Below are 24144 nucleotides of genomic sequence, written 5' to 3' on the forward strand. Positions count from 1 at the left end.
ACTCATCGAAAGGTTCTTCTACCAAATCAGAAAATTATTGGGGTATCAAAGGTAAATTGAAAAAATATAAAAAAAATAAAAACCGAAACATTACTGTTTCGGTTTTTTTGTAGCGAAGACGGGAATTGAACCCGTGACCTCAGGGTTATGAATCCTGCGCTCTAACCAACTGAGCTACCTCGCCGTTTTGGTGGTGCAAATATAGAAAATATTTACAAGTAACCAAAATTATTTTAATTTAAAATATTCCAAAACATCGCCTACATGCTCTGGTTTATTGATTATCTTATTGTTAGCATCCAAAATAAAATACGTTGGTGTAGCATGAACATTATAGGTATCTGCATAACTGCTGTTCCATCCTCTTAATTCTGAATCATTCACCCACGGAAATGCGCTGATTTTTTTAATATATGAATCTTTATCAACATCCAATGACAAACCGACGATCTGAATATTTCTTGCTTTCAAATCATTATATTTTGCCAATAATTGCGGTAGCTCACTTTCACAATGAGAACATGTTGATGACCAGAATATCACTACCTTTTTATCCGCTTTTATATCATGAAGTGTTTTGGCATTAGTATTAACCGGTGCCTGAAAAGTGTAATTAGGGAAAACCGCTCCAATTTCGACGTTGGCATTAGATTTTATGGTAGACGCCAATCGGTCCGTGATTGTACATTTAAGATTTTTAGCCAGCCCAAGATATTTGGTTTTAAAATCCTGCATGTCGTAAACATCAAAAATATCAATCAGCTCAGAAAGAACAGTCTGCCCTCTGGGAGTTTCTACTTTTAACCTGTCAAGGAGCTTATCTACAGACGTACTCACATTAGTATTTCCACCTGTATTGAGATACGAAACCAAAACCGGTCTCAGTAAAGACGAGGTTTCGAGCATGTCGTTTGATTTATCGATGAAATTAATAATATCATCCTGACTCACTTTTTTAGAAGCATCATTAGAAAGAAATTTGCTGTAATTGGTATTGTAATAATAAATAAAAGGATGTTGAGCCTGATCAATACCTTCAGAACCTCCGCTAAGTCTGCTGATTTCGGCCTTAAGTGCCTTTCCAAATTCTGTATTGTCTTTATAGTATTCTTTAATTTGTGACAATGCAGGAAGTATAAGCTCTTTTTTCTGGGAACCCTCCTGCTGTTTACTCATAAGGTCATTTGCTTCATCAAGATATACGATATCTTTAATTTTATTAGCCTGCGTTTCGAGTTTTATATTTACATTTTTATTTTCTGAAATAAAATTAAATGTATTGTTAGACCCCGGGAAATAAGCCTTCATCATCCCCATATAATTTTTAGGATACTTAAAGACCCATGTATTATTTTTACTTTTTTCTTTTGAAAAAATGATGTCTTTGGAACCGTTTAAGGTATATAAAATAGCGTCTTGATCTGTAAAATCTGAAGGAGCCTGTATGGTAACTGTAAACTGAGCCTGCAATGAAAATGCGGCTGTAATAGCCGATAACGTAAAAATCTTTTTCATAATGTAAAAATAGAAAAACTCCCTGAGTAATCAGGGAGTTTAATATTATTTTAATAAAATTTATATTTTCTTAAGCATATATTTTTTGCCGAAAATTAGTATCAATAAGATCGCAATAATGGCAAGTAAATATACATACATAGCCACTGGAGCAGATTCTGATCCTGTCCCGTTCCCCCCATTACCGCCACCTCCCGGAATTGGCGGCTGCGCACTAATCCATAAGACAGGTAAGAGAAAGAAAGCTATGACTAGTTTATTTATAGTTTTCATATATTCTATTTTAAAATTTTTGTATTAACAATCTCTCCTTTGTCAGATACTACTTTCACTACATAAGCATTTTTAATCTTACCATCTAATTCTATAACAAAATCACGTGATGTATCTACAGCTTTTCTAGAGATAACTAATTTTCCACTCATATCATAAACTTCAATATCAGCTTTTTTCCAGTTGGGATCAAATCTTACAAAATAGTTTGCTATCGACGGATCATATATTACAAGTGTTCTTGGAGAAGCTCCTGCCGTTTCAGTAGTCGCTAAAACAATATTGCTAGGTTCTCCGTAATACAGATCATATTCAGCACCTGTTACAGGTATTATCTGACCTTGTTTTGCTTCTTGTACTGTTCCATTTGGCGCCTTATAATAAAATCCTATTCCGGAAGAAAGTGCATGAGCCCCATTTGCAATAGGTTCTGCATTTTCTTTAATTTCAAACTTATAAGATGTAACCTGATCTGTATAATAATTAACAAGTTTTACATTTTTACCTTTAAAATTAAGCTCGTTGGCTTCATTAATGTATAGCCAGTAGTTAAGATAATTATCATACCCTCCGTTTAAAGCTTCTTCAAAAGTACCGATCATATTTTTACCGGCAGAAGCCTGAACGGATGTTGCCGCAGAAGTTTGATGTCCAGTAGTGAAAGTCGGGGAAACCACATAATAAGTCCTAGATAATTCTTTTCCGTTGACATCAAGACCAATCACACCTAACTGCTTCACTGTTCCTGTAGAAGTTGTTTTTGCAGCAACAACGCTATAGTCAGTTGACGCCGCTCTTACAGTTCCGCTAAACCTTCTCAAGGTGTTAAAATTTAATGTTTGAGGTGAATTATCTCTCAGCTTGATTTTAAAAGTTTGCATTGGTTTTATAATAAGACCAGTATCCCCTACCGGGATTCCATTTGTATCAAAGGTCTGTACTATAGAGCCTGTTGCATAAGTTGAGCCATTCGCAAGGGTAATGACTGTGCCTGGATTATATTCAATACCCCATATATTGGACACAGCGTTTCCGTCTGTTACACCCGCACTTTCATTATAGCCTATTCTGGATAAGTCTATATTCGTAAGAAACGGATTACCAAACTGGTAGAAATTCTTCCCAAATGTTCCGGACCAAGGTGTGGTTGTAAATTCAAAGCTGTCATCAAGATAAGTATTATACTTTTCATTGTACACATTTTTATTACTTCCGCTAGGACCAAAGTTCACATTCCCTCCATTCTGTAGTGTTAATGGAGCCGAAAGATTGGTATAAGGCTGGCCGTGGAGCGTAAATACGGATCCTGTTGCAGTTGGTGCAATAGTAGTGAGTGAAACAGGTGGAGTACTTGCATCCAAATCATTATTTTTGGATTTCAGCATGTAATATCCTGTAGGATCACTTGTTGCGGATGCTAAACTTGTAAAATGAACAGAGACCACATTCGTATTATCCCACTTTAAAACTGGGTTATCGTACCTGCTTGTATTAAACGTCTTTCCGAATTCCGTAGATAAGCTGCTGACTGTTTTACCGTTAAACGGCATAGCAATCTGCTGAAAATAGCTATTGCTGTTTCCATGTCTACCTGTGCGAAATTCTTTGGTAACAACACCCGTAATATTGGATTGAGATAGTCCGTTGATGTAAAGCTGGCCGTAAGTAGAAGATGCGTATGTATTAGGATCATTAAGACGTAATACGATATTTCCGCCGTTTGTTTTATTGGCTCCTCCGGTAGTAATGGTTTTGAAACCATCACCGGATACGCCGTCAATCATGATGTTGCCGTGAACATCGATTATACCGGAGCCTCTTGTTTGGAACCCGCCTCCGGAGTATAATAAAGTACCGTCACTAACATAGGTAATAGCTGTATCATCTATGTGTACTAGAATATTCTGCGCCTGAACAGAATAAGTAGCTGCTAATAGACCAATAGCAAATAAATTTTTTCTCACTGTATGTAGTTATTTGTGTGTTAATATACCTGCAAAGTTATATTTTTTTTAATTAAAAACAAAAATATTTTAATTTTTTACAAAAATATTGTCCTCAGACAGGATTATTTCTTTTTCTTCACCAATCGAAAACATATAATCTTCAAGAACTTTTTCAGTAGTTCCTCTCAATCCTCTTGCCCCTAAACCTTTTTCAATAGTTTCCTCTACGATTTTTTCAATAGCACCGTCTGTAAAAACAAGCTTGGTACCATCCATTTTGAAAAGCTCTATAAACTGGTTAACAATTGAGTTTTTAGGCTCTTTCATAATCCTTACCATTGTTTCTTTTGTCAATTTATCAAGGTAGGTGATAATCGGGAATCTTCCCAGAAGTTCAGGAATTAATCCGAAAGAACGGAGATCAATAGCATTTATATTTGTTAAAATGTATTCATCTTCATTGGTATTATTGATTTTCTCTGCACTGAAACCAATAGCCTGTTTATTCATTCTGCGCTCGATAATTTCCTTAATCCCATCGAATGCGCCTCCTGCAATGAACAAAATATTCTGTGTATTTACCTGAATATATTTCTGGTCCGGATGTTTTCTTCCTCCCTGCGGCGGTACGTTTACAATACTTCCCTCCAAAAGTTTAAGCAAGCCCTGCTGTACCCCTTCTCCGGAAACATCTCTTGTAATGCTCGGATTGTCAGATTTTCTTGCAATTTTATCTATTTCATCAATAAAAACAATACCTCTCTCTGCTTTTTCCACATCATAATCTGCAACCATCAGTAATCTTGACAGAATACTTTCAACATCTTCTCCTACATATCCTGCTTCAGTTAAAATAGTAGCATCTACAATACAGAAAGGAACATTCAGTTCGCGTGCTATGGTTTTAGCCAATAAAGTTTTTCCGGTTCCGGTTTCACCAATCATGATGATGTTGGACTTTTCAAGCTCAACTTCGCGGTTTTCGTCCTGAGCATGAAGCAATCTTTTATAATGATTATAAACAGCGATTGACAGTTGTTTTTTTGCCTGATCCTGTCCGATCACATATTGATCAAGAAATTCTTTGATTTCTTTAGGTTTCTTTAATTCTTCTATATTTTCAGCCGGGGAAAATCCTGTTTTTACCGAACTGTCCTTCACAATAGCATGTGCCTGCTCGATACAGTTTTCACAAATAAAACCATTCTGACCGGAAATCAGCATCTGCACTTCATTTCTCTTTCTTCCGCAGAAAGAACACTGGTTTGAATTCATTAGTATATATAAATATATGTATAGATTAAATAAACCCGTAAAAAGTTACGAGTTTATTGTTTTTTTTAGGAATTAATGATCGAGTTCTGAATCTCAACGTACTCTTCGTTTGTTAATTTAAGTCTTTCATTTTTGAAATTCATATCTTCCACCTGGTTTAGAGGAATCAAATGAATATGGGCATGGGGAACTTCAAGCCCTACTACTGCCACTCCTACCCGTACACAAGGTATTGCCGTTTTTATTTTTTTGGCAACTTCCTGAGTAAAACCCCAAAGGTTTTTATATTCTTCACTTTCAAGATCAAAGATAAGGTCCACTTCTTTTTTGGGAACAACTAAAGTATGTCCTTTTACCAAAGGCATTGCATCCAGAAAAGCGATAAAGTTTTCATCCTCGGCAATTGTATATGAGGGAATTTCGCCATTGATGATCTTTGTGAATATTGTACTCATTTTCTTTGTGTTGAGATTGTTTTTTTTCTTTACTGAATTAAAGGGTAATTTCTAATACTTCAAAAGAAAGTTTATTGCCGTTAGGAAGTGTAATGTCTGCGGTTTCGCCAACAGCCTTACCTAAAAGCCCTTTTGCAATCGGGGTATTCACAGAAATTTTTCCTGCCTTAAGATCACTTTCATTATCAGGAACCAAAGTAAATACCTGTTCTTTTTTAGTGGCATTATTCATCAATCTTACTGTGGTAAGAATAGAAACTTTTGAAGTATCCAGCTGACTTTCATCTATGATCTTGGAAGTAGCAATAACATCTTTCAGCTTAGAAATTCTCATTTCAAGCATTCCCTGGGCTTCTTTCGCGGCATCATACTCTGCATTTTCAGACAGATCTCCCTTGTCTCTTGCCTCTGCAATCTGCTGGGTGATTTTTGGTCTTTCCACAGTTTCCAACTGTTCCAGCTCAGCTTTCATTTTGTCTAATCCCTCCTTTGTAACATAGCTTGCCATAATTTTCAAAATTTAGTTTTAGTATAAAAAAATAATCCGACATTTGCCGGACAATGTTTTCGAGTTGTAATCGTTTAATTTCTACAAATATATAAAAATTTAAATTGAAATGAAAAAAACTTTTTCAATATTATCTTTAATAACATTATTGATTTTCAGCAATTTAGCAATAAAATCCTGTGGAAGCACAGAAGATACCGTAAGTTGCTTCCCGAATAACCCCATTAATGTTACGCTTAATCTTAATCTTCCTGCTTATTACCCGCTGAACCAGGTTGGCGGATGGGTATATATCAACGAGCAACAATCCGGTACAAGAGGACTGATTATTGTAAGAGCTTCAGATACCACTTTTAAAGTGTACGACCGAAATGCTCCGCACATTTGCCCAGACAGCAATACAACCTTAGAAGTACAGGATAATATCAGAATCGTTTGCCCGAAAGATAATGCCCAATGGATTTTATTAACCGGACAGCCTACCGCGGTAGCCAATGTACAGCCTAAAACGTATCTTTATAATTATGATCCTTCGGGGAAAATTTTAAGTGTTACGTATTAAAAAATTAACCGCAGAAAATTTCTGCGGTTTAATTTTATTTTAGTTTTTTGTAGATCTTATATACAAAATAGCACAATATGATAAGAAAAATTAATGCTATTATTTGCAAAAAAAATAAACCTGAACTGAACTCACTTATTGTTTTCATATCATTATATTAAAAGCATTTGCCCAAGTTTATTTATAATCTTTCCCCCACAGCTTTTTATCTTCTTTAACTTTTTGTTTATATAGTTTTTTAATGATCGTATTTAGTTCATTACTTTCATAATAACTTAAACATGATGAAATAATAAAGTTTTTCCCTTCTATTGTCTCATCTTCTAGATGAATATAAGGTATTGGCATATTTGAAATTATTCTTTTTGCTAAGCTGTCTTGCATAGATTCTTCCCGGGGCATAAGTGGCTCATCATATGGAGAAAATAAATCCTTTTCAGCCATTAGTTTTCCTATTTTAAAATTGAGGCTATCGCCATAACCATATTTTAAACATTTATAAAAAATGTTATCTCTAAATCTTTTACTATAAAAATACTGGTCATTATATTTTTTGGTTCTGTCACTCCTATAATGAAATTGTGGCCTTTCGTTGGCTGAACAGGAAAGGATAAATAAAAATAATAATGCTGGAATGAAAATTTTTGTTTTTTTCATAAGTTAAAAATTAGAAATAATTATTGCAATATCCAAACGTCAATATACGCAATAGGTGCATCAAAAAAATGACACCCGTTGATACATGTTGTATTAGGAAGTAAGATATCACCATGACCAGATGCCCAATTAGAATTACTAGAAACAAGAGAATAAATTCCTTTTTTTCCTCCTAATAAATTAGGTAAGTTAACTCCATGTACTCCCGCCTGAGCTCCAGTTATATGTATATGTTTTGGATTAAACGGTGTATTTGGTGTTGCCGGATTTGTTCCAAATGTTTTTCTCATCCATGCGTTCAATTTTTTAGCACTTAGAAAATAATATTTTCCGTCTGCCCCTTTAAATGTTTGATTCGGTAAATTAGGAATTATAACACCCGAATAATTTAAAGCCCTTGAAACCCTTAACGCACATGCATTATCATAATCACGATCATTATTTGGATTAGAATCACTTAATACACCATCTCTCATTCCCTTTGGTACGCCACCAACTAAGTTGTAAATATCTGGCCCTGGTATTCCATTACCATTAGAGTCCTTAGGAAAAGCATTATAATAATTTTGCCATGAAGGAAGGTTTTGTGCTGGAAAAATTAGATTTGGATCATCCCAATATGTAGCATCATAATCTTCTCCATCTTTTCCTTCAGACTCTCCCATAAACCAATTCTCAAACTGCTGCCAAGTCGTATCTGGATTTTGCATTAAAAAATCTATTGCCCAATTGGTAAAATTAATATTGTTACTGTTGTCACCGGTAGAGTAATTATTAAGATAATTTTCAATCAAATTCTGGTACATTTCCGGATGTTCATTTGCCCACTGATGGTATAATGCTCCCGGAAGCTGTTCCGAAAACAGATGCGCTCTCATTGCCCTTACATACCCTTCATCTATAGAAGGCGGTATATTAGGATCAAAAACATATCCGCTCGGGTCGGTAAGATATGCAGCAGAGCCACCTTCTGAAAAAGGATCTAAAGGCGGCGGCGGATCAGAAGGATTTCCGTCACTAGGGTTTCCAAAACCACCAGAGTTGTCTCCTCCACCACTTCCTACACAAACAGTTAAGGTTTCCAGACAGCTCTCACATTTATCGCATGCATCCCAACTACTCCCGTTTTTGCAATGCCATACACTCACGCTGTAAGAAGCAGCACAATCTTTATGACTGGATGTTTTAGCGGTGCTATTATTAGCTGCATGTTTCTGGGCTACGGAAGCTGCTTCTGAATCGTAAAGTACATAAGGGGTGTTTCCTTTTATGTGTATAATAGAATAATGCAGCGTGCCGTCATTTCTCTTACGGTATACCATATTATAGACATCCTGGGGATTGCCAAACAAAGAATAGATCCTAAAGGTATAAGTAGAAATATCCCCGTTGGCTTTAATACGATTGATCGTTTCTGTATCAATGAGGAATCCCGAAAGTAGATCATCATTTTGATTATTTTTTTGTACGGTACTTATCGGAGAAATTACCTCTCCAATTTTTTGAATCTGTGTTTCTTTTTGGAAAGCAGCAAAGGAAATGACATCCCGTTTTCTATTTGCAGAGGATTCGTTTAACGCATCCTGCTCATTTCGGCAGGAGAAAAGAATAAAAAACACTGCCATAAAAGACAGCCACGAAATCTTTTTTTTCATCATGTATTGATTTAAATTAAAGTTCAAATATAAAAAATAATTTCAATCTCTACCTGCTCTATTTTCGGGAATTAATTCTCTTTTTCCGGACGAAAATAATTTTTAGGAATCAGAAGAGAGTTTTTGTTATTTTTGTTAGATTAATATCACATTAGCAATGAACATTCAGATAGGAAGCAAAATAAGAAGACTGAGGGAAAATAAAGGTTTTTCTCAGGAAGAAATGGCTGAAAGGCTGCAAATTTCCCGTTCAGCCTACAGCAGAATAGAAAGCGGCGAAACAAACTCATGGGTTAATCACATCGAAAAACTGTGTGAAAATTTAGATATTAAGCCAGAAGATTTCTTTATTAATTCAGATAATAATATTAATACAAATCAGGATAATGCTTCTGCGGTTCAAACAAATACGCATCATGATACCCATATCACAATCAACCAGTTATCTGAAAAAGTAATTGAGCTTTATGAAGAACGCATCAAAGAATTAAAGGAACAGGTAGAATTCTGGAAAAACAAAAATAGTTAAAGTATTTAATGAAAGTAGTTATTCAAAGAGTTTCGGAATCCCATGTAAAAGTACACGGGAAGATAGTGGGAGCAATAGGAAAAGGGCTTATGCTCCTGGTTGGCATTGATGAAAATGATATGGAGACCGATGCCGACTGGCTCGTGCAGAAGATCCTTAATCTTAGGATTTTCGGAGATGAAGACGGGAAACTCAATCTTTCAGTACAGGACATCAAAGGAGAAATTCTCTGCATCAGCCAGTTTACCCTGATTGCCGATTACAAGAAAGGAAACCGCCCATCTTTCATTAAAGCTGCAAAGCCTGATAGAGCGATTCCGCTTTTCGATTATTTTAAACAAGAGCTCTCAAAATCCGGACTAAAAACCGAGAGCGGGATCTTTGGTGCCGATATGAAAGTTTCATTAATCAATGACGGACCGGTAACAATTGTGATGGATTCCATTATAAAAGCTTAAATTCGCAAAAAATATATTTATAATCAATGAAAAAAACATTATTTACGTTAGTTCTTTTAGCAGGAGCACAACTTGCATTTGCTCAGAAATCTTATACCGATGAACAAAAAGCCTCTTATTATATCGGGCAAGACATCGCCGAAAACATGAAAAAACAAGGCTTTCCTGCAGATCCTGAACTGTTGGCGCAAGGATTCAAAGATGCTTTCGGAGAGAAGGCAAGTTTATTTCCTAAAGAAGAAATGGCTACTTTCATGCAAAATTTCATGCAGAAGCAGAACGAAAAAAAGCAGGCTGAAGCTAAATTAAAAGCAGAAGAAAATAAAAAGAAAGGTGCAGACTTTTTAGCAAAAAATAAGCTGAACAAGAATATTAAAACCACAGCAAGCGGCCTGCAGTATGAAGTTTTGAAAGAAGGTGACGGAAAAACAAAACCAACAGCGACCAATACAGCAACCGTAACGTATACCGGAAAACTTATGGATGGAACCGTATTCGATTCTACGGATAAAAACGGCGGACAACCAATCGAACTGAATCTTTCAGGAGTGATTAAAGGATGGACAGAAGGAATTCAGCTGATGTCGAAGGGAGCAAAATACAGGTTTTATATTCCATCTGACCTTGCTTACGGAGATAACGGAGCCGGCGGTGTGATTCCTCCGGGAGCAACACTTATTTTTGATGTGGAGCTTGTAGATTTTAAATAGCCTTTATAACGATCAAAATAAAAACGTCTTTCAGTACCGAAAGACGTTTTTTTAATAAACTTTTATAAAAAATTAATTCGCAGGAATACTGCTGAAGTTAAGTGCTATCCTAAGGTTCATATCCGAGCTTGTCTGATTCTTCAGCTCATATACTGTTCTTACGGTCACTCCCGTACTTTTTACTACTTCATCCAAAAATCCTGTATTTTCCAGATCAAGCGTAAGGCTTGAAGCATCCGTGGAAATATTGGTTCTTGAAGCAACCAATCTCTCGCCCGTTCCGCTGGATGAAATATATACTTTAATTGATTTAAAGGCACTTAGATTTCCTCCTGAAGGTGTCACAACAGAAACCTTAGCATCAGAAATTCGTACATCTTTTATTTTGGCATTATTATTTCCCCCGAACCAGGTCTGAACATTAGATGCCGTGGCGGTAGAAGAAACTTCTTTATCTGCAGGAACGCCAGTTGAAATCAAAACATTAGCTGTATAAGGAAATGTATTCTGAACCAACGACTGCACGGTGCCGCAGCTTACCAAAGCAATTGAGGCTACTGCCGCTGTCAAAACGATATTTTTCATAATGATAAATTTTAAAAGTTGAAGCAGAAACTATACCAAATTGTTAAATTATTCTAAGCTTACTGTAAAGCTTCCTTTTGTATTTCCTGAAGCCATATTGCTTTTTCCGATAATGAGCCAGACTTCACCTTTTTCTTTAATATCGTACGTAAGGTCACGCCCGAAAGGCCCGTCATAATCGCCATTCGGCAATTTTATCTGGTTAAATCTGATATTAAAATCCTTTTCTTTTGTAGAAATTTTCGCGTTTATTTTTGGCTGATTGAAGTTGATGATTTTAAGAACAAATTCCTGCCCGTCTTTTGTGAATTCTTCTCCCAAAGTAAGTGGAAACCGTTCTCCATCAACTGTTCTTATAATCTGTCCGTCCTTAACTTCTCTCATAACACCGGTACGCAAAACTTCTTTCGTTTTCGGAGCATTGTTGATCACAGAATCTTTCATTTTCAATACTGCAGAATCAGTTTTTTCTGTTGTAACCGGTTGCTGAACAGCAGCTAATGAATCTGTATTCTGTGTTTCAGTAACGGATGACTCTTTTTTACATGAAAATATAACAAGAGGAATAAGCAAAAATAATTTTTTCATAACAACTATTTTTTTGAATGTAATAAGCCAGCGGCTTTTTAAAGTTTATTGAGAAGCGAAAATTGTTCCATTGATACATTATTTTAAAAGAGAAAAATCATGCTTTATTGATTTTTGGCAGCAACAGTTTGCCTGTCAATACTTTTTACAGATTTCATCATGAAATACATAAAATTAAGCATTACCCCCATGAATACAGTGACGCCCCAGGTTTGTGCATGGTTCATAGGATAAACAATTCTAACCAAAATGTCGTTAAAAAGACCAAAAGGATTGTTGATAACATCCCAACTGTTCCATCGCAAAAATCTCCCCAGATAAACACCAAACCCGGTAAGGAATAAAAATGAAATGATGATGATCCTGATGGTTGATTGTTTAAAATAAGCTAAAAGTAATTTTTCAATATCGAAAAGACTTATAAAACCACAAAACAATCCTGTCCATGCATAAGAAAGAATAACTACCAAATCATACCATACCGGTATGGAATTTCTGCTTTTCAGATGAAAAAGGTCTGTCAGAATATATGGTGAATTCGGAAAGAAAAGAATCCACACCGCTATTGCTGCAAAAACAGACAGCTTACTTCTGATCTTAAAAAGCATTAGAAAACTGCTGATAACAAACGGGATCCACGCAAGAAACAAATTCCAGTTGAGAAACAAAAACACTTTCGTATCACTGATATAATATCTGAAAACTGAAAGACTAAAACAAAACAATGTCATTAAAGCCAACAAAAAAGTGATTTCAAATCTTTCGATTTCTTTTAATTTTCTAATCATTTTAAATTTGATTTAATTTGTAATACATCATCTGTCATTTAGAATTTTTTCAAAATTTATTTTAAACTCTGGTAATACAGAACTTTAGAAAGGAATTTTTCATTCTGCTGGAATTTTACTCTTTCCAGTTCCAAAATTTCAGATTTCAAAAGGTAATTCCTTTTTTCTCCGGCATATTTCAGGAGAGGTTTTTCGCTGAAGTTGATTTCCCTCAAATGGTATTCTGCATTGAAATCTTTACGTTTCATATTTTCGGAAGTGATTATTCCGCCCCAATTAATGTAACTGCAAACGAGGATCACCCCGTAAATATACCAGGCCATGGTGTTGAAAAGGAAAATATTTCTTTTTTGTTTCTGAATTTTGATAAATGTGGTAAATAACCCGATCAACGCTAAAATTAAAAATGCATAAACGCCCAACCTTTTATAGGTAAAACCATAATTCATAATATATTCAGAATTCTTCACCATAGCAGATATGACGAGAACAGCATTCAGAAAAATCCAGATTTTGGCTAAAATTTTCATAAGTCCGGCTTTCGGATCAAAATTGAAGCTGGACTTGAAGTAAAACATAATAACCAGAATCGACATGATGATGGATATAATTACGGCATTGACTCTTTCATGCGTTTCCTCGGAAAGTTTAACCGGTGTTTTTGTGAATTCGTAAAATTGTTCATAATTGTAAGTAACGATAAAAAACACCAGCAAAATATTCAGCGCGAATAAAGAAATAACTCCGCTCATTCTCTCTGCATCCAGATCAAGAAAGGAATAGGTCGCTTTCTGAATTTTATCTTTTTCTCCAAAATTATTATCCAGCAATCTGTTGGTTTTGTAGATAAATCGTTCAACAGCGAAATTCCAGTAATTGAAGGCAATAAAAAATCCCAAAACAATCATTACCAAAAGTTGCCAGAAATTGATATCAAGCTCAATATTTGTAAACAGGCCGGCAAAATGATCGCTTCCTGCGGAATAAATTCCAAAGAAAACAGAGATCAGAATTAAAGGAATTATTACAAAAGCCAGTGTTTTCTGCCACAATCCGGAAACATTTCTTTTCGGAAGCCAGGCATCAAAATTTAAGATCCTGAAAAATTCGGTAAAACAATTCGTTACAAATACCGGAACAAGCAAAAGAATTTTCATCCTGCGGTTTCTTGAGCGGTAACCTAATAATAAAAGCGAAGTTGCCACCGCTAAAAAAGAAGGAAAATCTCCGTACCAGGCAAAAGCTGCACCCGAGAAAATGCTTGTTATAAAAAGAAAAACGAAGGTTTTGGTTCTGTTTCTTTTTGGTGTCCTGAAAAGTGTAAGTACGGCATAAATAATTCCTATAATTCCGAGATTAAGACCCACATTCTGGTCATAAAATACAACAACAAAAAGCAGTGTCGTGAGAAATATATAGTGATGTGTTTTCATAGTTTAGTTTTAGTGTAGTACGGTTGTATTTTTCTGTTGAATAAAATCTTTCAGGTGCTCAAAATTCTGCCAGAGCAGTGCCTCGAAATCCCACTGGTGAAAAGGGCGCATGTTTTGTCCTTTTTTATACGCTTTGATGTAAATTTTATAATATTCCGGTAAGATGATGCTTCCCAAAACAATAGCCGCCAAAAGATGGGCATTCAGCTTTCCGTTTCCCAACAACAGGAACTGCATGGCGATTTCATCCTCAAAATTGGTTCCGCAGCCAGTAATGAGGTGATGAACGTCGTGATTTTCCATTTTCGGGATCATAGAGAAACCGTGGTTTTGATAAAACTCGCCCAACTTTCGGCCCAGAGAATCTTCCTGAAATTCCAGCAGCTGCTTTTCGGTAAACTGCCACTGCCTTTTCTTTTTCTTAAAATATTTCCTGTAGAGTTTCTGGGTTTTATTGTAGACGAACAGAAGAAATTGTACGCGTATTTTTTTCATAGTTATGGGTTTAAAAAATTTGTGGAAACCAGTTGAATTCCTATAAAAATATAGATGATAGCGATCGGCACATTCATTAACATGATTGCAGAAGATTTAAGACAGGAATCAAGTTTACTGTTATGAAAAATGCCGTAGGTAATGAGAATAAATATCGCTCCAAGATTAATTAAGAATCCCCATTGAAGTACTAAGAATCCACCATTTACAAAGAATTTATTTCTGGTAAAAATATAACCGAATAGGCAAATGTTTCCTGATAAAAGTGAAGTCCAAAACAGAATTTTTCCGACGTTTATGATTGTTTTTTCACTCATATTGTTCAATTTAATCTACTTTTAGATAATAATGATTCATATCTGCGTTCAAAATAATCTTTGTTTTTTCAAAAAGTTTATTCGAAAAATAAGTATTACCTAATGCTGGTTCTCCATCACTTATATAATGCAATATAATTCTGGAAACAAGCCCATTACTTACCTCAAACCGTCCTTTCCCATAAAATTCACTTTCAAAATGTCCATCACGAAATAAAATTAAAGTATCAGGTTCATGAGGAGCTTCAACACAGCAAATCGGATTTTGGTAATTATAATTGGCATACCTTCCGTAAAGTTCTTTTTCTTTTAAAGGAAAATTTATATTTAAAATTATAATCACAAAGATTCCCAAAACTGCAAGTGATATTATTCGCTTCATCATTGATCAATTAACTTCCCGCGAAAGGAGTTCCGAAAATCCCGACAGCCAATTCAATCCAAATCAATGAAAGCAGCAATAAAATAATGAAGCAGATCATCAGCTTAGACAGCAATGGCTTTTTTGACCGGATAACCAGATTAATAAAGAAAGCGGTCCCGAAAAGTAAAACTGCAGCCATTGTAAAATCGAAAGGCGACCAGTTCCAGCCTTCTACAAAAAGGTTTGCGAAAAAAGCTGTGATCATTAAAAGGACAGGCACAGCGAAAATGATTGTTGTTTTTTGTTTTTCTAAAGTCATGATTTCTATTTTAAATTATTAAAAGTACTTTGTATTTCAAAGTTTAAATTCAAAAAAAATTTATTTTCCCAGTAATTTTTCCAAAGCATTAATATGTTCGGTAAAGGCTTCCCTTCCATTTTGTGTAACGCGATATGAAGTCTTTGGTTTTTTTCCTACGAATTCTTTTTTAACTTCTATATAACCGGATTTTTCAAGCGCATTGCTGTGGCTTGCCAGGTTGCCATCCGTAATTTCAAGCAGGCTTTTCATCTCGGAGAAATCAACCCAGTCGTTAACCATAAGAACAGACATAATGCCCAATCTTACACGGCTTTCAAATTCTTTGTTGAGTTGATTTATTTTTATCATTTTTTAATTTTGTTTTGAGAAACATTGTCTTCCAATTGCTCCTCCTCCGTATTCTAAAGCCAATTTATAGTTTACAAGAATATAGGTACAGCCATCATTAAATAAAGTCCTATCTGTTTCCTTCTTCTGAAAAACATTAAAAAAGTACATTCCCATACCGCTTCTCTTAAATCCTATTTTAATAGGCTCACCATCTTCAATTGAGATACAATTGGCTTTATCAAGTCTGTTTTTCAATTCATTAACTTGATCTTCATTCCAATGTAATTCTTTTTTAAATTCCTGCTGATAAAGGCTCTTAACATTAATATCCCAACCACGATATGTATCTTTAGTTGTATCAGAAGGTACAACAACTAATCTCTCAAGGATTTTGTCATTCTTAAATTCAATTGCAACATTTGTATCTTTAGGCTTTATCTGATTAAAGTACTTAATAAGATCATCAATTTCCTTTTCCTTGTGATTATATTCTGTTTTAAGTTCATCTATAGAATAATCTCTTTCAAAGAAATCTCCAAATACTGATGCAATTGAAATTAAAATATATAGACAATAAATCATTAAAATTCCTACAATACAGGTAAAAACAATTAAAATATACTTGAAAACCGATGACATTTCACTTATACTTTTTATGCATAATCAATCCGTACACAATATGCAAAGCCCCAAAACCAACGGTCCAGAACAGCAGTCCCCAACCTAAAAAGAACAAAGAAATCAATCCTAAAATAATCTGGCAATATCCTAAATATTTTATATCCGTTAACGTATATCGTTCTGCACTTACCAGAGCCAGTCCGTAGAAAAGCAATGTTGCCGGAGCAATCAATACAAAAAGATGATGATAAAGCAGCGCCAGACAAAAGAAGCCTCCCGTTACTAAAGGAATTGCAAAGGTAACCAAAAGTCTTCTTGTAGTAGCATCCCATATTTTCAAGCCTTTTCTTTTACTTTTGTTGGCCGTAAAAATATATCCGCTGAAAATAGCAACTACCATAATCGCAATTCCGATTGTTACCAGTTCTTTAACAAGAGAGGGTGAAAAAACATTCCGTTCGCCATCAAAATAATCAATCCCTTCTCTCTGAAATACAAAATAAACATATACCGCTCCTGCAATTGCAGCCAATCCTGCAACTACTCCGGACAAACCGCTCAAAGAAATAAAGCGGGAAGAACGCTCCATCATGGTGCGAATGTGTGATAAGTCTTCGTGATAGTTTTTTGATTCCATAAAAAGAACTTTGAATTACAAAGTTATTATTTATTTTCAATCTGCAAAATATTTTTTGAAATTATTTGCAGACAGATTACGGCGTAAAAAAACCGCTGGGGAATCCGGCGGCATATATTGTTGTATAGAAGGACAGCTATTTCGCTCTCAGCCTTTCCTTAATAGATTCAATATTTTTCTTTGCAGAATCTTCCAGGATCAAACTAGCACTCATGTGAATTCTTGCCGGCATCAGCTCATTAAAATGATCGGTTCCTTCCCACGAAACTTTTTTAATCAAAGCTAATGCATCACTGCTTCTTGAAGCAAGAGTCTGGAGGAAGCTCTCCAGTTTAGCATCCATTTCTTCAATGGTTTCTGAAACGGAATGATAAATATTATGCTGTACTGCCCATTCTGCCGATCTGAAATCTGCATCAATAGCCATTGCCGAAAATTGCGACTTTCCTATTTTTCTTTCTACATAAGGTCCGATTACGAAAGGTCCGATCCCTAAATTGATTTCCGTTAGAGCCAAGGCAGCATCCTTTACAGCAAAACAATAATCGGCTCCGCAGGCAATACCCACTCCTCCTCCTGTAGTTTTACCCTGTACTCTTACTACTACGATTTTTCCGCAGTTTCGCATTGCATTCAGAACTTTTGCAAAACCTCCGAAAAACCTGGTGGATTTTTCCAGGTCTTCAATTTCCAGCAATTCATCAAAACTTGCTCCTGCACAGAATGCTTTGCTGCCTTCACTTTTAATAAGGATGGCTTTTACTTCCTCTTTTGTTCCTTCCTCAAGAATGGTTTGTGCCAGTTTTTCAAGAATTGCCCCCGGAAGGGAGTTGCTTTTCGGGGTCCCGAAAGTAATTTCAGCAATATGGTTTTTAAGTTCAGATACTACAAATTCGCTCATTTTTAAATTTAATTGGATAAGAGCAAAAATACTAATACAAAGTGTTTTGGGAAAATAAATTTTTATAAAACTCTAAGGACATTTTATAAACGAATTGATTATAGCTAATTATCAATCATATAATATTTATTGACAAAATAAAGATGAGATAATACAGGTACCATATTATGAAAAGGAATCAATAAATTATTTATTTTTGCCGAAAATTTAACACTTCCCCATTATCCGTAGAAATACGTAATGTACAATTTGGTATTTTTTACTCTATAGGAAAAGATGCGATTGTTGTTAATTTGAACTCTAAATAAAGTATAATATTTAATTAAAGGCGGAAACCGAAAAGCCTGAACAGAGTAGGAAATTAATTAAAAAAATTAATAATCATAAACGAAAATTCCTGGGAATTTCGAAATCACACGACTTCAACTTCCCGATAATGTGAAATATTGTGCATTCATCAATCAAGTCATACCAATCCTTATCCGGAATTAGATAATTAGGAAGCCTCATTGCCAGAACTTGCTTTTGATAATGCTCTTATTTTCAAATTATTATATCAATATAATCATTTACCAACTAAAAAATACATATCAACCTTAAATTTAAAATTATGAAAAGTACTTTACTTTCTACCCTTTGCGGTCTGTTTGTTTCAATGCTTACATTTGGGCAAACCAGTACAGAACAATTTGAAACAGAATCCAATGGGAGCTCAAGCTTCACGGATAATGGAGTAATCTTCAATATCCTGTCTGTTGTAAACAGCTATAAGGTATCTGGCGCTAATCCTACTGCAGGATGGAACGGAACTTCTATCGACAACAGGTTTATTGATAATTCAGGAACGGGAAACCAGTCGGCGGGAACAGCATTTAGTATCAAAACAACTTCAAACCTTTTTAAGGTAAACAGATTCTGGGTTTCTGCAGCAGCTGCAAACGGCACATTGGGTGTAGCCGGTACAATTACCGTTACAGGAAAATTGTCTGGAGTAACGAAATTTACACAGACTAAAACCACTGGTTTTAACGGAACAACGGCTGTTACCAATGGTTACACATTAATTGACATGACCAACCTTAACGGCCAAAATTACAGCAATATTGTAATTGACCAACTTCAAATTACTGCCGGAGGAAACTTCCAGTATCTTAAATTTGATGCCTTCACATGGGTGAAAGACAGCGGAATTGTGTTGGCTGCCAATGAAGTAAAATCTTCTAAAAAAGAAACAAACATCTATCCAAATCCAACAAGCGGTCCCCTAACAATTAAAGCTGCTGAGAATACAAAGTTTGATATTTACAGCGAAGCCGGACAACTGGTAAAAACAATCGAAGCGAAAAAAGGCACAAACCAGGCAGATATCACAGAACTACCAAGAGGAGTTTATATGGTAAAATCTGCTTTAGAAGCTTACAAAATCATTAAACAATAAGATATTTATTATCTAAACTAATAACCATAACCAACTGTTAAATAACTTATTGTTTGTGTGACGGTTCTAATGCATAAGTGTGATTAATCCCCTGAATTTTTCAGGGGATTTATTATTTTAAAGCTAAAATATATTTATCAATATACAGTTGTTTCTCTTTTGATTTATATTGCTGAATATACCTGGGATGTTCCAGCACGGTCATTTTTCCAAAAAGTTGAGCTTCCTGATTAAGTTTCGAAATAAAGTCTGCATTTTTTTTACCCATGATAAAAACTTCGGACGTATCCAGGTTAAGGCTGATGTGTTTTTTTAAAGAATCAATCATAAAATCTTTAACATCATTAAATAGAGCTTTATCATCGTAGTAATTGGCATTAATCCAGCTACCTTTCGATTTTCTGACAATGGCTAACGGAAATGGTGAATTAATGTAAATTTCTTTATAAAATTCTTCTGCACCACCATATTCAGAAATCATATCATACACAAAAACGGATGAAACTTCATGCGTATAAGCAGAAATCATTTTTATGCCGCAAACACTTTCCAGACGTTTGGTATCCGTGAAGGGCACACCGGTAACTCCGGCTCCATGGCGACTGGGATTGATTCCAACTAAAAATTTCCTTTGATGATTGTCACTATAATATTTATGATAAAACTGTTCCATCACCAGTAACGTTTCGGGATTATCAAGATAAGGATTCAGTACATGAAAATCATCGGGAAGATTTCCGTTATAACTTAATTTTTTATTAAATTCTATGACTTTTTCTCCGAAGTTCTTCATAAGATATCAAAATTCCAAAGGTTTATAGTTTTTATATATTCTGTAAAAATCTTCGTCATTACCAGTAAATATTTTTTCTTCGATAATTCTAAATCTCCCTAAAGAATCTTTTTCTTCAACTAAAATTTTGTCCGACACATCTACTCTTGCAAACTCATCTAAAGAATCTCCTTTAATTTTAAGAAAACTGGTAGTTGTAGATCCCGTTAAAATAAGAGAATTAATGCAGTTTAATGTTGAATTGTAGCTTAAATTCGGAAAAGAATCTGAGTTTTTAATAAGAGTAAAATTTTTACTTTCGGGATTATAGATAAATAGTGTCCTGATAATATTTCCGCCTCTGGCTGCTATTCCGCTTTGAAAAGTAAAATCCTTAAACCCATCATTGTTGAAATCTGAAATTTCGGCATTTATTCCTGTAAGACCATCTTTATCGAAATAAAACCTTTGCATAGATTTCCAAATCTCTCCTACATTCTTCTGTTTTTTATGGTCCCAAATACTGTCTCGCTGATAAAAACTAACAATTACAAAATTATCTTCTCTTTTATCATTCCGGAAGTTTTCAACACCAATTTTAGTTATTCTTTTCCCTCCTATGTTCAAACTATCAATAAATTTTTCGCAAGAAAAATAGACATCAGATTTTTTTTCTTTTAAACAAGAATTAAAAACAATACAAGCAAGTAATGCTAAAAAAATAAGTCTTAGAAGTTTCATACTAAAAATCCCTTCCAGAACAATGACTGAAAGGGATTATAAATTTATTAATTATTTTCAATTAAATCAATCCAAACTGCTCAAAATGATGGGTAAAATGTTTTCTGTGCATTAATTCCCACATTTCTTTATTCAGTTTCCCGAACACGAAATTCATATGCTCAGCCTGTGGATTTTCTTTATAATAAATGATGAACCTTTTCAGATTATCCATAAATGATTGCTTCGCGGCTTCTAGATTTTTATGTCTTGGTTCCAAAAGCTTTTCATCTTCTGCTAAAAATGGTGCAGGGAAATCTTTTGGCATTTTTCTGTGGTTGTACAGAGAATCCTGCCATTTTTCCAACTGCTCTTCCGGAGTGAAGCATTTGTCAGCTTCAGGCTCGCCTAAACTTACCAGAATACCGTGCTCCAAATGTTCGATCATTTGCTGAGGCGACATTTTCCCCCATTCCGGCTGAGTAGATTCCGTTAAACCATTTAATGCTTTCTGAATATTTTTCAGGTTTAACTCAATAAAAGGAGATTGTTTTGCTACTAATGTTAAAATTGTAGCTACACAAACAATTTCATCTCTTTGATTAACAACCTCAACCAGCCATTTTACAACACCAGATGGAATATTTCTTCCTTTTACGCCCCGGTTGATCTTTTCTTTCGCTGTTAAATACACCGTAATTGTATCTCCGGCATAAACAGGCTTGAAGAAAGAACAGTTTTCCAGTCCGTAATTCGCAATAACCGGCCCTTTTTTCCCGGAAACAAACAATCCTGCTGCCGCAGAAAGAATAAAATATCCGTGAGCAACCGTTTTATCGAAAATAGTTCCCGTTAAACTTGTAGCATCGGTGTGCGCATAAAAATGATCCCATGAAACATTGGAGAAATTTACGATATCCGCATCCGTTACGGTTCTTCCTGCGGTTTCTAAAGAATCTCCAACTTCAACTTCTTCAAAATATTTCCGGAAAGGATGTTTGTCTGAATATTTTTTCTCAGCACCTTGCTGATAAATTTTCGTAATTGCCGTTAAAATATCCGGAGAACCCTGAATTGCCGTTTTCTGAAGGAAAAAATGAAGACCGTTCAGTCCGCCCATTTCCTCACCGCCTCCTGCTCTTCCCGGGCCGCCATGCATTAAAGTCGGAAGCGGCGAACCGTGACCTGTACTTTCTTTCGCACTGTCTCTGTTCAACACAAAAATTCTTCCGTGCTGAGATGCCATTTTCCATGAGGTTTCTGCAACGAAGTTATTATCATAAGAAACGATGGAACCAACCAGACTTCCTTTTCCTCTTTTTGCCAACGCCGCAGCTTCTTCGGCATCTTTATAAGGCATTAACGTAGAAACAGGACCAAAAGCTTCGACATCGTGAGAAATATTTTTCTCGAACGGTTTATCATTTAAAAACAGTTTCGGGCTCATGAAGGCTCCGTTTTCGTAATCGGCATCTACCAATTCATGTTTTCCGTCATAAATAAGCTCGGTTTCTGCTTTCAGCAAATTGATTTTTCTAACGACTTCATCATACTGCTGCTTTCCTACCAAAGATCCCATTCTTGTTTCTCTGCTTAACGGATTCCCGATTTTTGTCTGGTCTAAAGCTTTAGATAAAGCATGCTGAACATCGCCTATCAAATTCTCAGGCACAACAATTCTTCGGATCGCCGTACATTTTTGCCCGGCTTTAGTGGTCATTTCATTACGAACTTCTTTGATGAACAGATCAAATTCCGGAGTTCCCGGTTTTGCATCCAAACCAAGGATTGAACAGTTCAGAGAATCTGCTTCCATATTGAAACGGACCGCATTTCCTGCAACCGAAGGTAACGATTTTAATTTTCTTCCTGTATTGGCAGAACCTGTGAACAACACAGAATCTCCATCCTGAACATAATCCAGAATATTCCCAGGCTCACCGCAAACTAATTGTACGGCTCCTTCCGGAAGCAATCCGCTTTCGATCATATCGTGGAAAACGGCATTCGTTAAATATGAACCATAAGGTGAAGGTTTTACAATAGACGGAACACCTGCCAATAACGAGGTAGATAGTTTTTCCAACATTCCCCAAACCGGGAAGTTATAGGCATTGATCTGAATAGAAACGCCTTCGCTTGGTGTTAAAATATGAGTTCCCAAAAAAGTTCCATTGGCAGAAATCTTCTGAGTTTCCCCATCTACCCAAAACGGTGTGTTCGGAAGCATTCTTTTTGCCAAACCTGAGTAGGTAAAGAAAGTACCGAACCCTCCTTCAATATCTACCCACGAATCTACATGAGTTGCTCCTGTTTTATAAGATAAATCGTAATATTTTTTCTTTCTTTCTAAAAGGTAAAGCGCTACTTTTTTCAGCATTTCTCCACGGTCATAAAATGTCATGGACGAGAGGTTTTTGTAGCCGACTGTTCTTCCATAGTCCAGAGCCTGTTCAAAATTCAATCCTTCCGTATCAGAAACAGCAACCTGTTCTCCTGTCACAGCATTGTACAAAGGAATCCCGTTTCCGGTTCCTTCGACCCATTCGCCGTGAATATAGTTTTTTAATTTTTCCATAAAATTTAATTTAACAATGTAATAATATAACAGTTTACCAATTAATTGTTACATTTCTTACACTGGTATATTGTTATATTATTTAATATCATCCCAAATGCTGTAATCAACAACTTTCGTAGGAATCTGCTGAACGTATTCTGTAAATGGTTCGCAAGGTAAAATAGCATCTTTTCCTTCTCTCGCCAATTCCTGATATAGTTTTGTCCCTTCTGTTTTCCATTTAATCATTTCATCGGAAACATCACGGATAATTTTTGCTGGGCTTCCAACGATCAGTTTTCTTGGTTCACATGTAAAATTGGCAGGTACAAAAGCCAAAGCGCCAATAATACATTCGTCACCAATAACAGCTTTATCCATCACGACAGCATTCATTCCGACTAAGCAGTTTTTTCCGATATGCCCGGAATGAATAATAGCGCCGTGACCGATATGTGCAGATTCTTCCAAAATGGTTTCAATCCCGGGAAAAACGTGAAGCGTACAGTTTTCCTGAACATTAGCGCCGTCTTTGACGATAATTTTACCCCAGTCCCCACGGATCACCGCGTTGGGACCGACATAAACTTCTTCGCCGATTTCCACATTGCCGATAATTACCGCCTGGGGATGAACGTAAGCGGAAGGTTTAATGATTGGTTTGATTCCGTGGTATGAGTAGATATTCATAAATTTTTTGTTAAAAATTTAGTTTAACAATGTATCAATC

The 24144-nt window shown here is 35.5% G+C and carries 29 protein-coding genes and 1 tRNA gene; 5 read left to right on the top strand and 25 right to left on the bottom strand.

Annotated elements, in window-relative coordinates; translation table 11 throughout:
- Positions 1 to 110: 110 nt before the first annotated feature.
- The 7 genes from U9K52_RS12165 to greA form a co-directional block, all read right to left on the bottom strand.
- A tRNA-Met gene (locus U9K52_RS12165) sits at positions 111 to 184 on the bottom strand.
- Between the two features lie 44 nt (positions 185 to 228).
- On the bottom strand, positions 229 to 1515 hold the full coding sequence (locus U9K52_RS12170; protein ID WP_322926743.1) for a TlpA disulfide reductase family protein: 1287 nt from the start codon (positions 1513 to 1515) through the stop codon (positions 229 to 231).
- A 60-nt stretch (positions 1516 to 1575) separates the two neighbouring features.
- Complete coding sequence (locus tag U9K52_RS12175; RefSeq protein WP_248390636.1) at positions 1576 to 1788, bottom strand: signal peptidase; 213 nt, start codon at positions 1786 to 1788, stop codon at positions 1576 to 1578.
- A gap of 5 nt (positions 1789 to 1793) precedes the next feature.
- Positions 1794 to 3752 carry a T9SS type A sorting domain-containing protein gene (locus tag U9K52_RS12180; RefSeq protein ID WP_322926746.1) on the bottom strand — a complete coding sequence of 653 codons (1959 nt, stop codon included), beginning with the start codon at positions 3750 to 3752 and terminating at the stop codon, positions 1794 to 1796.
- Positions 3753 to 3821: 69 nt separating this feature from the next.
- On the bottom strand, positions 3822 to 5009 hold the full coding sequence (clpX, locus tag U9K52_RS12185; protein WP_248390630.1) for an ATP-dependent Clp protease ATP-binding subunit ClpX: 1188 nt from the start codon (positions 5007 to 5009) through the stop codon (positions 3822 to 3824).
- A gap of 65 nt (positions 5010 to 5074) precedes the next feature.
- Positions 5075 to 5464, bottom strand: a complete 390-nt coding sequence (locus tag U9K52_RS12190) for an HIT family protein (protein ID WP_248390627.1) — start codon at positions 5462 to 5464, stop codon at positions 5075 to 5077.
- Between the two features lie 37 nt (positions 5465 to 5501).
- Positions 5502 to 5972 (bottom strand): transcription elongation factor GreA, encoded by a 471-nt coding sequence (gene greA, locus U9K52_RS12195; protein WP_072886125.1) that lies wholly within the window; start codon positions 5970 to 5972, stop codon positions 5502 to 5504.
- A gap of 109 nt (positions 5973 to 6081) precedes the next feature.
- On the opposite strand from greA, the gene U9K52_RS12200 reads away from it, so the two are divergent.
- Entirely contained in the window at positions 6082 to 6534 is a 453-nt protein-coding gene (locus U9K52_RS12200) for a hypothetical protein (protein ID WP_312173711.1), read from the top strand.
- Positions 6535 to 6711: 177 nt separating this feature from the next.
- Here U9K52_RS12200 and U9K52_RS12205 read toward each other — a convergent pair whose 3' ends face one another.
- Complete coding sequence (locus tag U9K52_RS12205) at positions 6712 to 7191, bottom strand: hypothetical protein (RefSeq protein WP_322926750.1); 480 nt, start codon at positions 7189 to 7191, stop codon at positions 6712 to 6714.
- Between the two features lie 20 nt (positions 7192 to 7211).
- Entirely contained in the window at positions 7212 to 8849 is a 1638-nt protein-coding gene (locus U9K52_RS12210) for a T6SS effector amidase Tae4 family protein (RefSeq protein ID WP_322926752.1), read from the bottom strand.
- Positions 8850 to 9003: 154 nt separating this feature from the next.
- On the opposite strand from U9K52_RS12210, the gene U9K52_RS12215 reads away from it, so the two are divergent.
- From U9K52_RS12215 to U9K52_RS12225, 3 genes are read left to right on the top strand one after another with little or no spacing between them, the layout of a single operon-like run.
- Positions 9004 to 9375 carry a helix-turn-helix domain-containing protein gene (locus tag U9K52_RS12215; RefSeq protein ID WP_322926754.1) on the top strand — a complete coding sequence of 124 codons (372 nt, stop codon included), beginning with the start codon at positions 9004 to 9006 and terminating at the stop codon, positions 9373 to 9375.
- 8 nt (positions 9376 to 9383) lie between these two features.
- Positions 9384 to 9833, top strand: coding sequence for a D-aminoacyl-tRNA deacylase (gene dtd / locus U9K52_RS12220; RefSeq protein WP_322926756.1), 450 nt, complete (start codon positions 9384 to 9386; stop codon positions 9831 to 9833).
- A gap of 26 nt (positions 9834 to 9859) precedes the next feature.
- Positions 9860 to 10543, top strand: a complete 684-nt coding sequence (locus U9K52_RS12225) for an FKBP-type peptidyl-prolyl cis-trans isomerase (RefSeq protein ID WP_248390619.1) — start codon at positions 9860 to 9862, stop codon at positions 10541 to 10543.
- Between the two features lie 72 nt (positions 10544 to 10615).
- Here the strand turns inward: U9K52_RS12225 and U9K52_RS12230 are convergent, their stop codons facing one another.
- From U9K52_RS12230 to U9K52_RS12285, 12 genes are all read right to left on the bottom strand, one after another.
- Positions 10616 to 11128, bottom strand: a complete 513-nt coding sequence (locus U9K52_RS12230) for a hypothetical protein (protein ID WP_322926758.1) — start codon at positions 11126 to 11128, stop codon at positions 10616 to 10618.
- A 48-nt stretch (positions 11129 to 11176) separates the two neighbouring features.
- Positions 11177 to 11716 carry a hypothetical protein gene (locus U9K52_RS12235; RefSeq protein WP_322926759.1) on the bottom strand — a complete coding sequence of 180 codons (540 nt, stop codon included), beginning with the start codon at positions 11714 to 11716 and terminating at the stop codon, positions 11177 to 11179.
- 104 nt (positions 11717 to 11820) lie between these two features.
- On the bottom strand, positions 11821 to 12504 hold the full coding sequence (locus U9K52_RS12240; protein ID WP_322926761.1) for a DUF1361 domain-containing protein: 684 nt from the start codon (positions 12502 to 12504) through the stop codon (positions 11821 to 11823).
- 56 nt (positions 12505 to 12560) lie between these two features.
- The gene (locus U9K52_RS12245; protein WP_322926763.1) at positions 12561 to 13937 is read right to left on the bottom strand and encodes a DUF4173 domain-containing protein; all 1377 of its coding nucleotides are present in this window, start codon (positions 13935 to 13937) and stop codon (positions 12561 to 12563) included.
- A 9-nt stretch (positions 13938 to 13946) separates the two neighbouring features.
- Entirely contained in the window at positions 13947 to 14432 is a 486-nt protein-coding gene (locus tag U9K52_RS12250; protein WP_248390604.1) for a ubiquinone biosynthesis protein COQ4, read from the bottom strand.
- 2 nt (positions 14433 to 14434) lie between these two features.
- Positions 14435 to 14749: a hypothetical protein gene (locus tag U9K52_RS12255; RefSeq protein ID WP_322926765.1), complete on the bottom strand. Its 315-nt coding sequence runs from the start codon at positions 14747 to 14749 to the stop codon at positions 14435 to 14437.
- 10 nt (positions 14750 to 14759) lie between these two features.
- A complete protein-coding gene (locus U9K52_RS12260) occupies positions 14760 to 15134 on the bottom strand; it encodes a hypothetical protein (protein WP_322926766.1) in 375 nt (124 codons plus the stop codon).
- Positions 15135 to 15141: 7 nt separating this feature from the next.
- Complete coding sequence (locus tag U9K52_RS12265; RefSeq protein ID WP_322926767.1) at positions 15142 to 15432, bottom strand: hypothetical protein; 291 nt, start codon at positions 15430 to 15432, stop codon at positions 15142 to 15144.
- Between the two features lie 60 nt (positions 15433 to 15492).
- Positions 15493 to 15783 (bottom strand): winged helix-turn-helix domain-containing protein, encoded by a 291-nt coding sequence (locus U9K52_RS12270; protein WP_248390593.1) that lies wholly within the window; start codon positions 15781 to 15783, stop codon positions 15493 to 15495.
- A 3-nt stretch (positions 15784 to 15786) separates the two neighbouring features.
- Positions 15787 to 16404 (bottom strand): hypothetical protein, encoded by a 618-nt coding sequence (locus U9K52_RS12275; protein WP_322926768.1) that lies wholly within the window; start codon positions 16402 to 16404, stop codon positions 15787 to 15789.
- Position 16405: 1 nt separating this feature from the next.
- The gene (locus U9K52_RS12280) at positions 16406 to 17023 is read right to left on the bottom strand and encodes a hypothetical protein (RefSeq protein ID WP_322926769.1); all 618 of its coding nucleotides are present in this window, start codon (positions 17021 to 17023) and stop codon (positions 16406 to 16408) included.
- A gap of 136 nt (positions 17024 to 17159) precedes the next feature.
- The gene (locus tag U9K52_RS12285) at positions 17160 to 17924 is read right to left on the bottom strand and encodes an enoyl-CoA hydratase/isomerase family protein (RefSeq protein ID WP_322926770.1); all 765 of its coding nucleotides are present in this window, start codon (positions 17922 to 17924) and stop codon (positions 17160 to 17162) included.
- A 610-nt stretch (positions 17925 to 18534) separates the two neighbouring features.
- On the opposite strand from U9K52_RS12285, the gene U9K52_RS12290 reads away from it, so the two are divergent.
- Positions 18535 to 19362: a T9SS type A sorting domain-containing protein gene (locus U9K52_RS12290; protein ID WP_263601560.1), complete on the top strand. Its 828-nt coding sequence runs from the start codon at positions 18535 to 18537 to the stop codon at positions 19360 to 19362.
- A gap of 112 nt (positions 19363 to 19474) precedes the next feature.
- Here the strand turns inward: U9K52_RS12290 and U9K52_RS12295 are convergent, their stop codons facing one another.
- The 4 genes from U9K52_RS12295 to U9K52_RS12310 form a co-directional block, all read right to left on the bottom strand.
- Entirely contained in the window at positions 19475 to 20155 is a 681-nt protein-coding gene (locus U9K52_RS12295; protein WP_322926772.1) for an SMUG2 DNA glycosylase family protein, read from the bottom strand.
- A 6-nt stretch (positions 20156 to 20161) separates the two neighbouring features.
- On the bottom strand, positions 20162 to 20761 hold the full coding sequence (locus tag U9K52_RS12300; RefSeq protein ID WP_322926774.1) for an XAC2610-related protein: 600 nt from the start codon (positions 20759 to 20761) through the stop codon (positions 20162 to 20164).
- 175 nt (positions 20762 to 20936) lie between these two features.
- Positions 20937 to 23432, bottom strand: coding sequence for a phenylacetic acid degradation bifunctional protein PaaZ (gene paaZ, locus U9K52_RS12305; protein ID WP_322926775.1), 2496 nt, complete (start codon positions 23430 to 23432; stop codon positions 20937 to 20939).
- A gap of 78 nt (positions 23433 to 23510) precedes the next feature.
- Positions 23511 to 24104 carry a transferase hexapeptide repeat family protein gene (locus U9K52_RS12310; protein ID WP_263601566.1) on the bottom strand — a complete coding sequence of 198 codons (594 nt, stop codon included), beginning with the start codon at positions 24102 to 24104 and terminating at the stop codon, positions 23511 to 23513.
- Between the last annotated feature and the right edge of the window lie 40 nt (positions 24105 to 24144).

The sequence above is a fragment of the Chryseobacterium sp. MHB01 genome, assembly GCF_034651565.1.
Lineage (GTDB): Bacteria > Bacteroidota > Bacteroidia > Flavobacteriales > Weeksellaceae > Chryseobacterium > Chryseobacterium nepalense.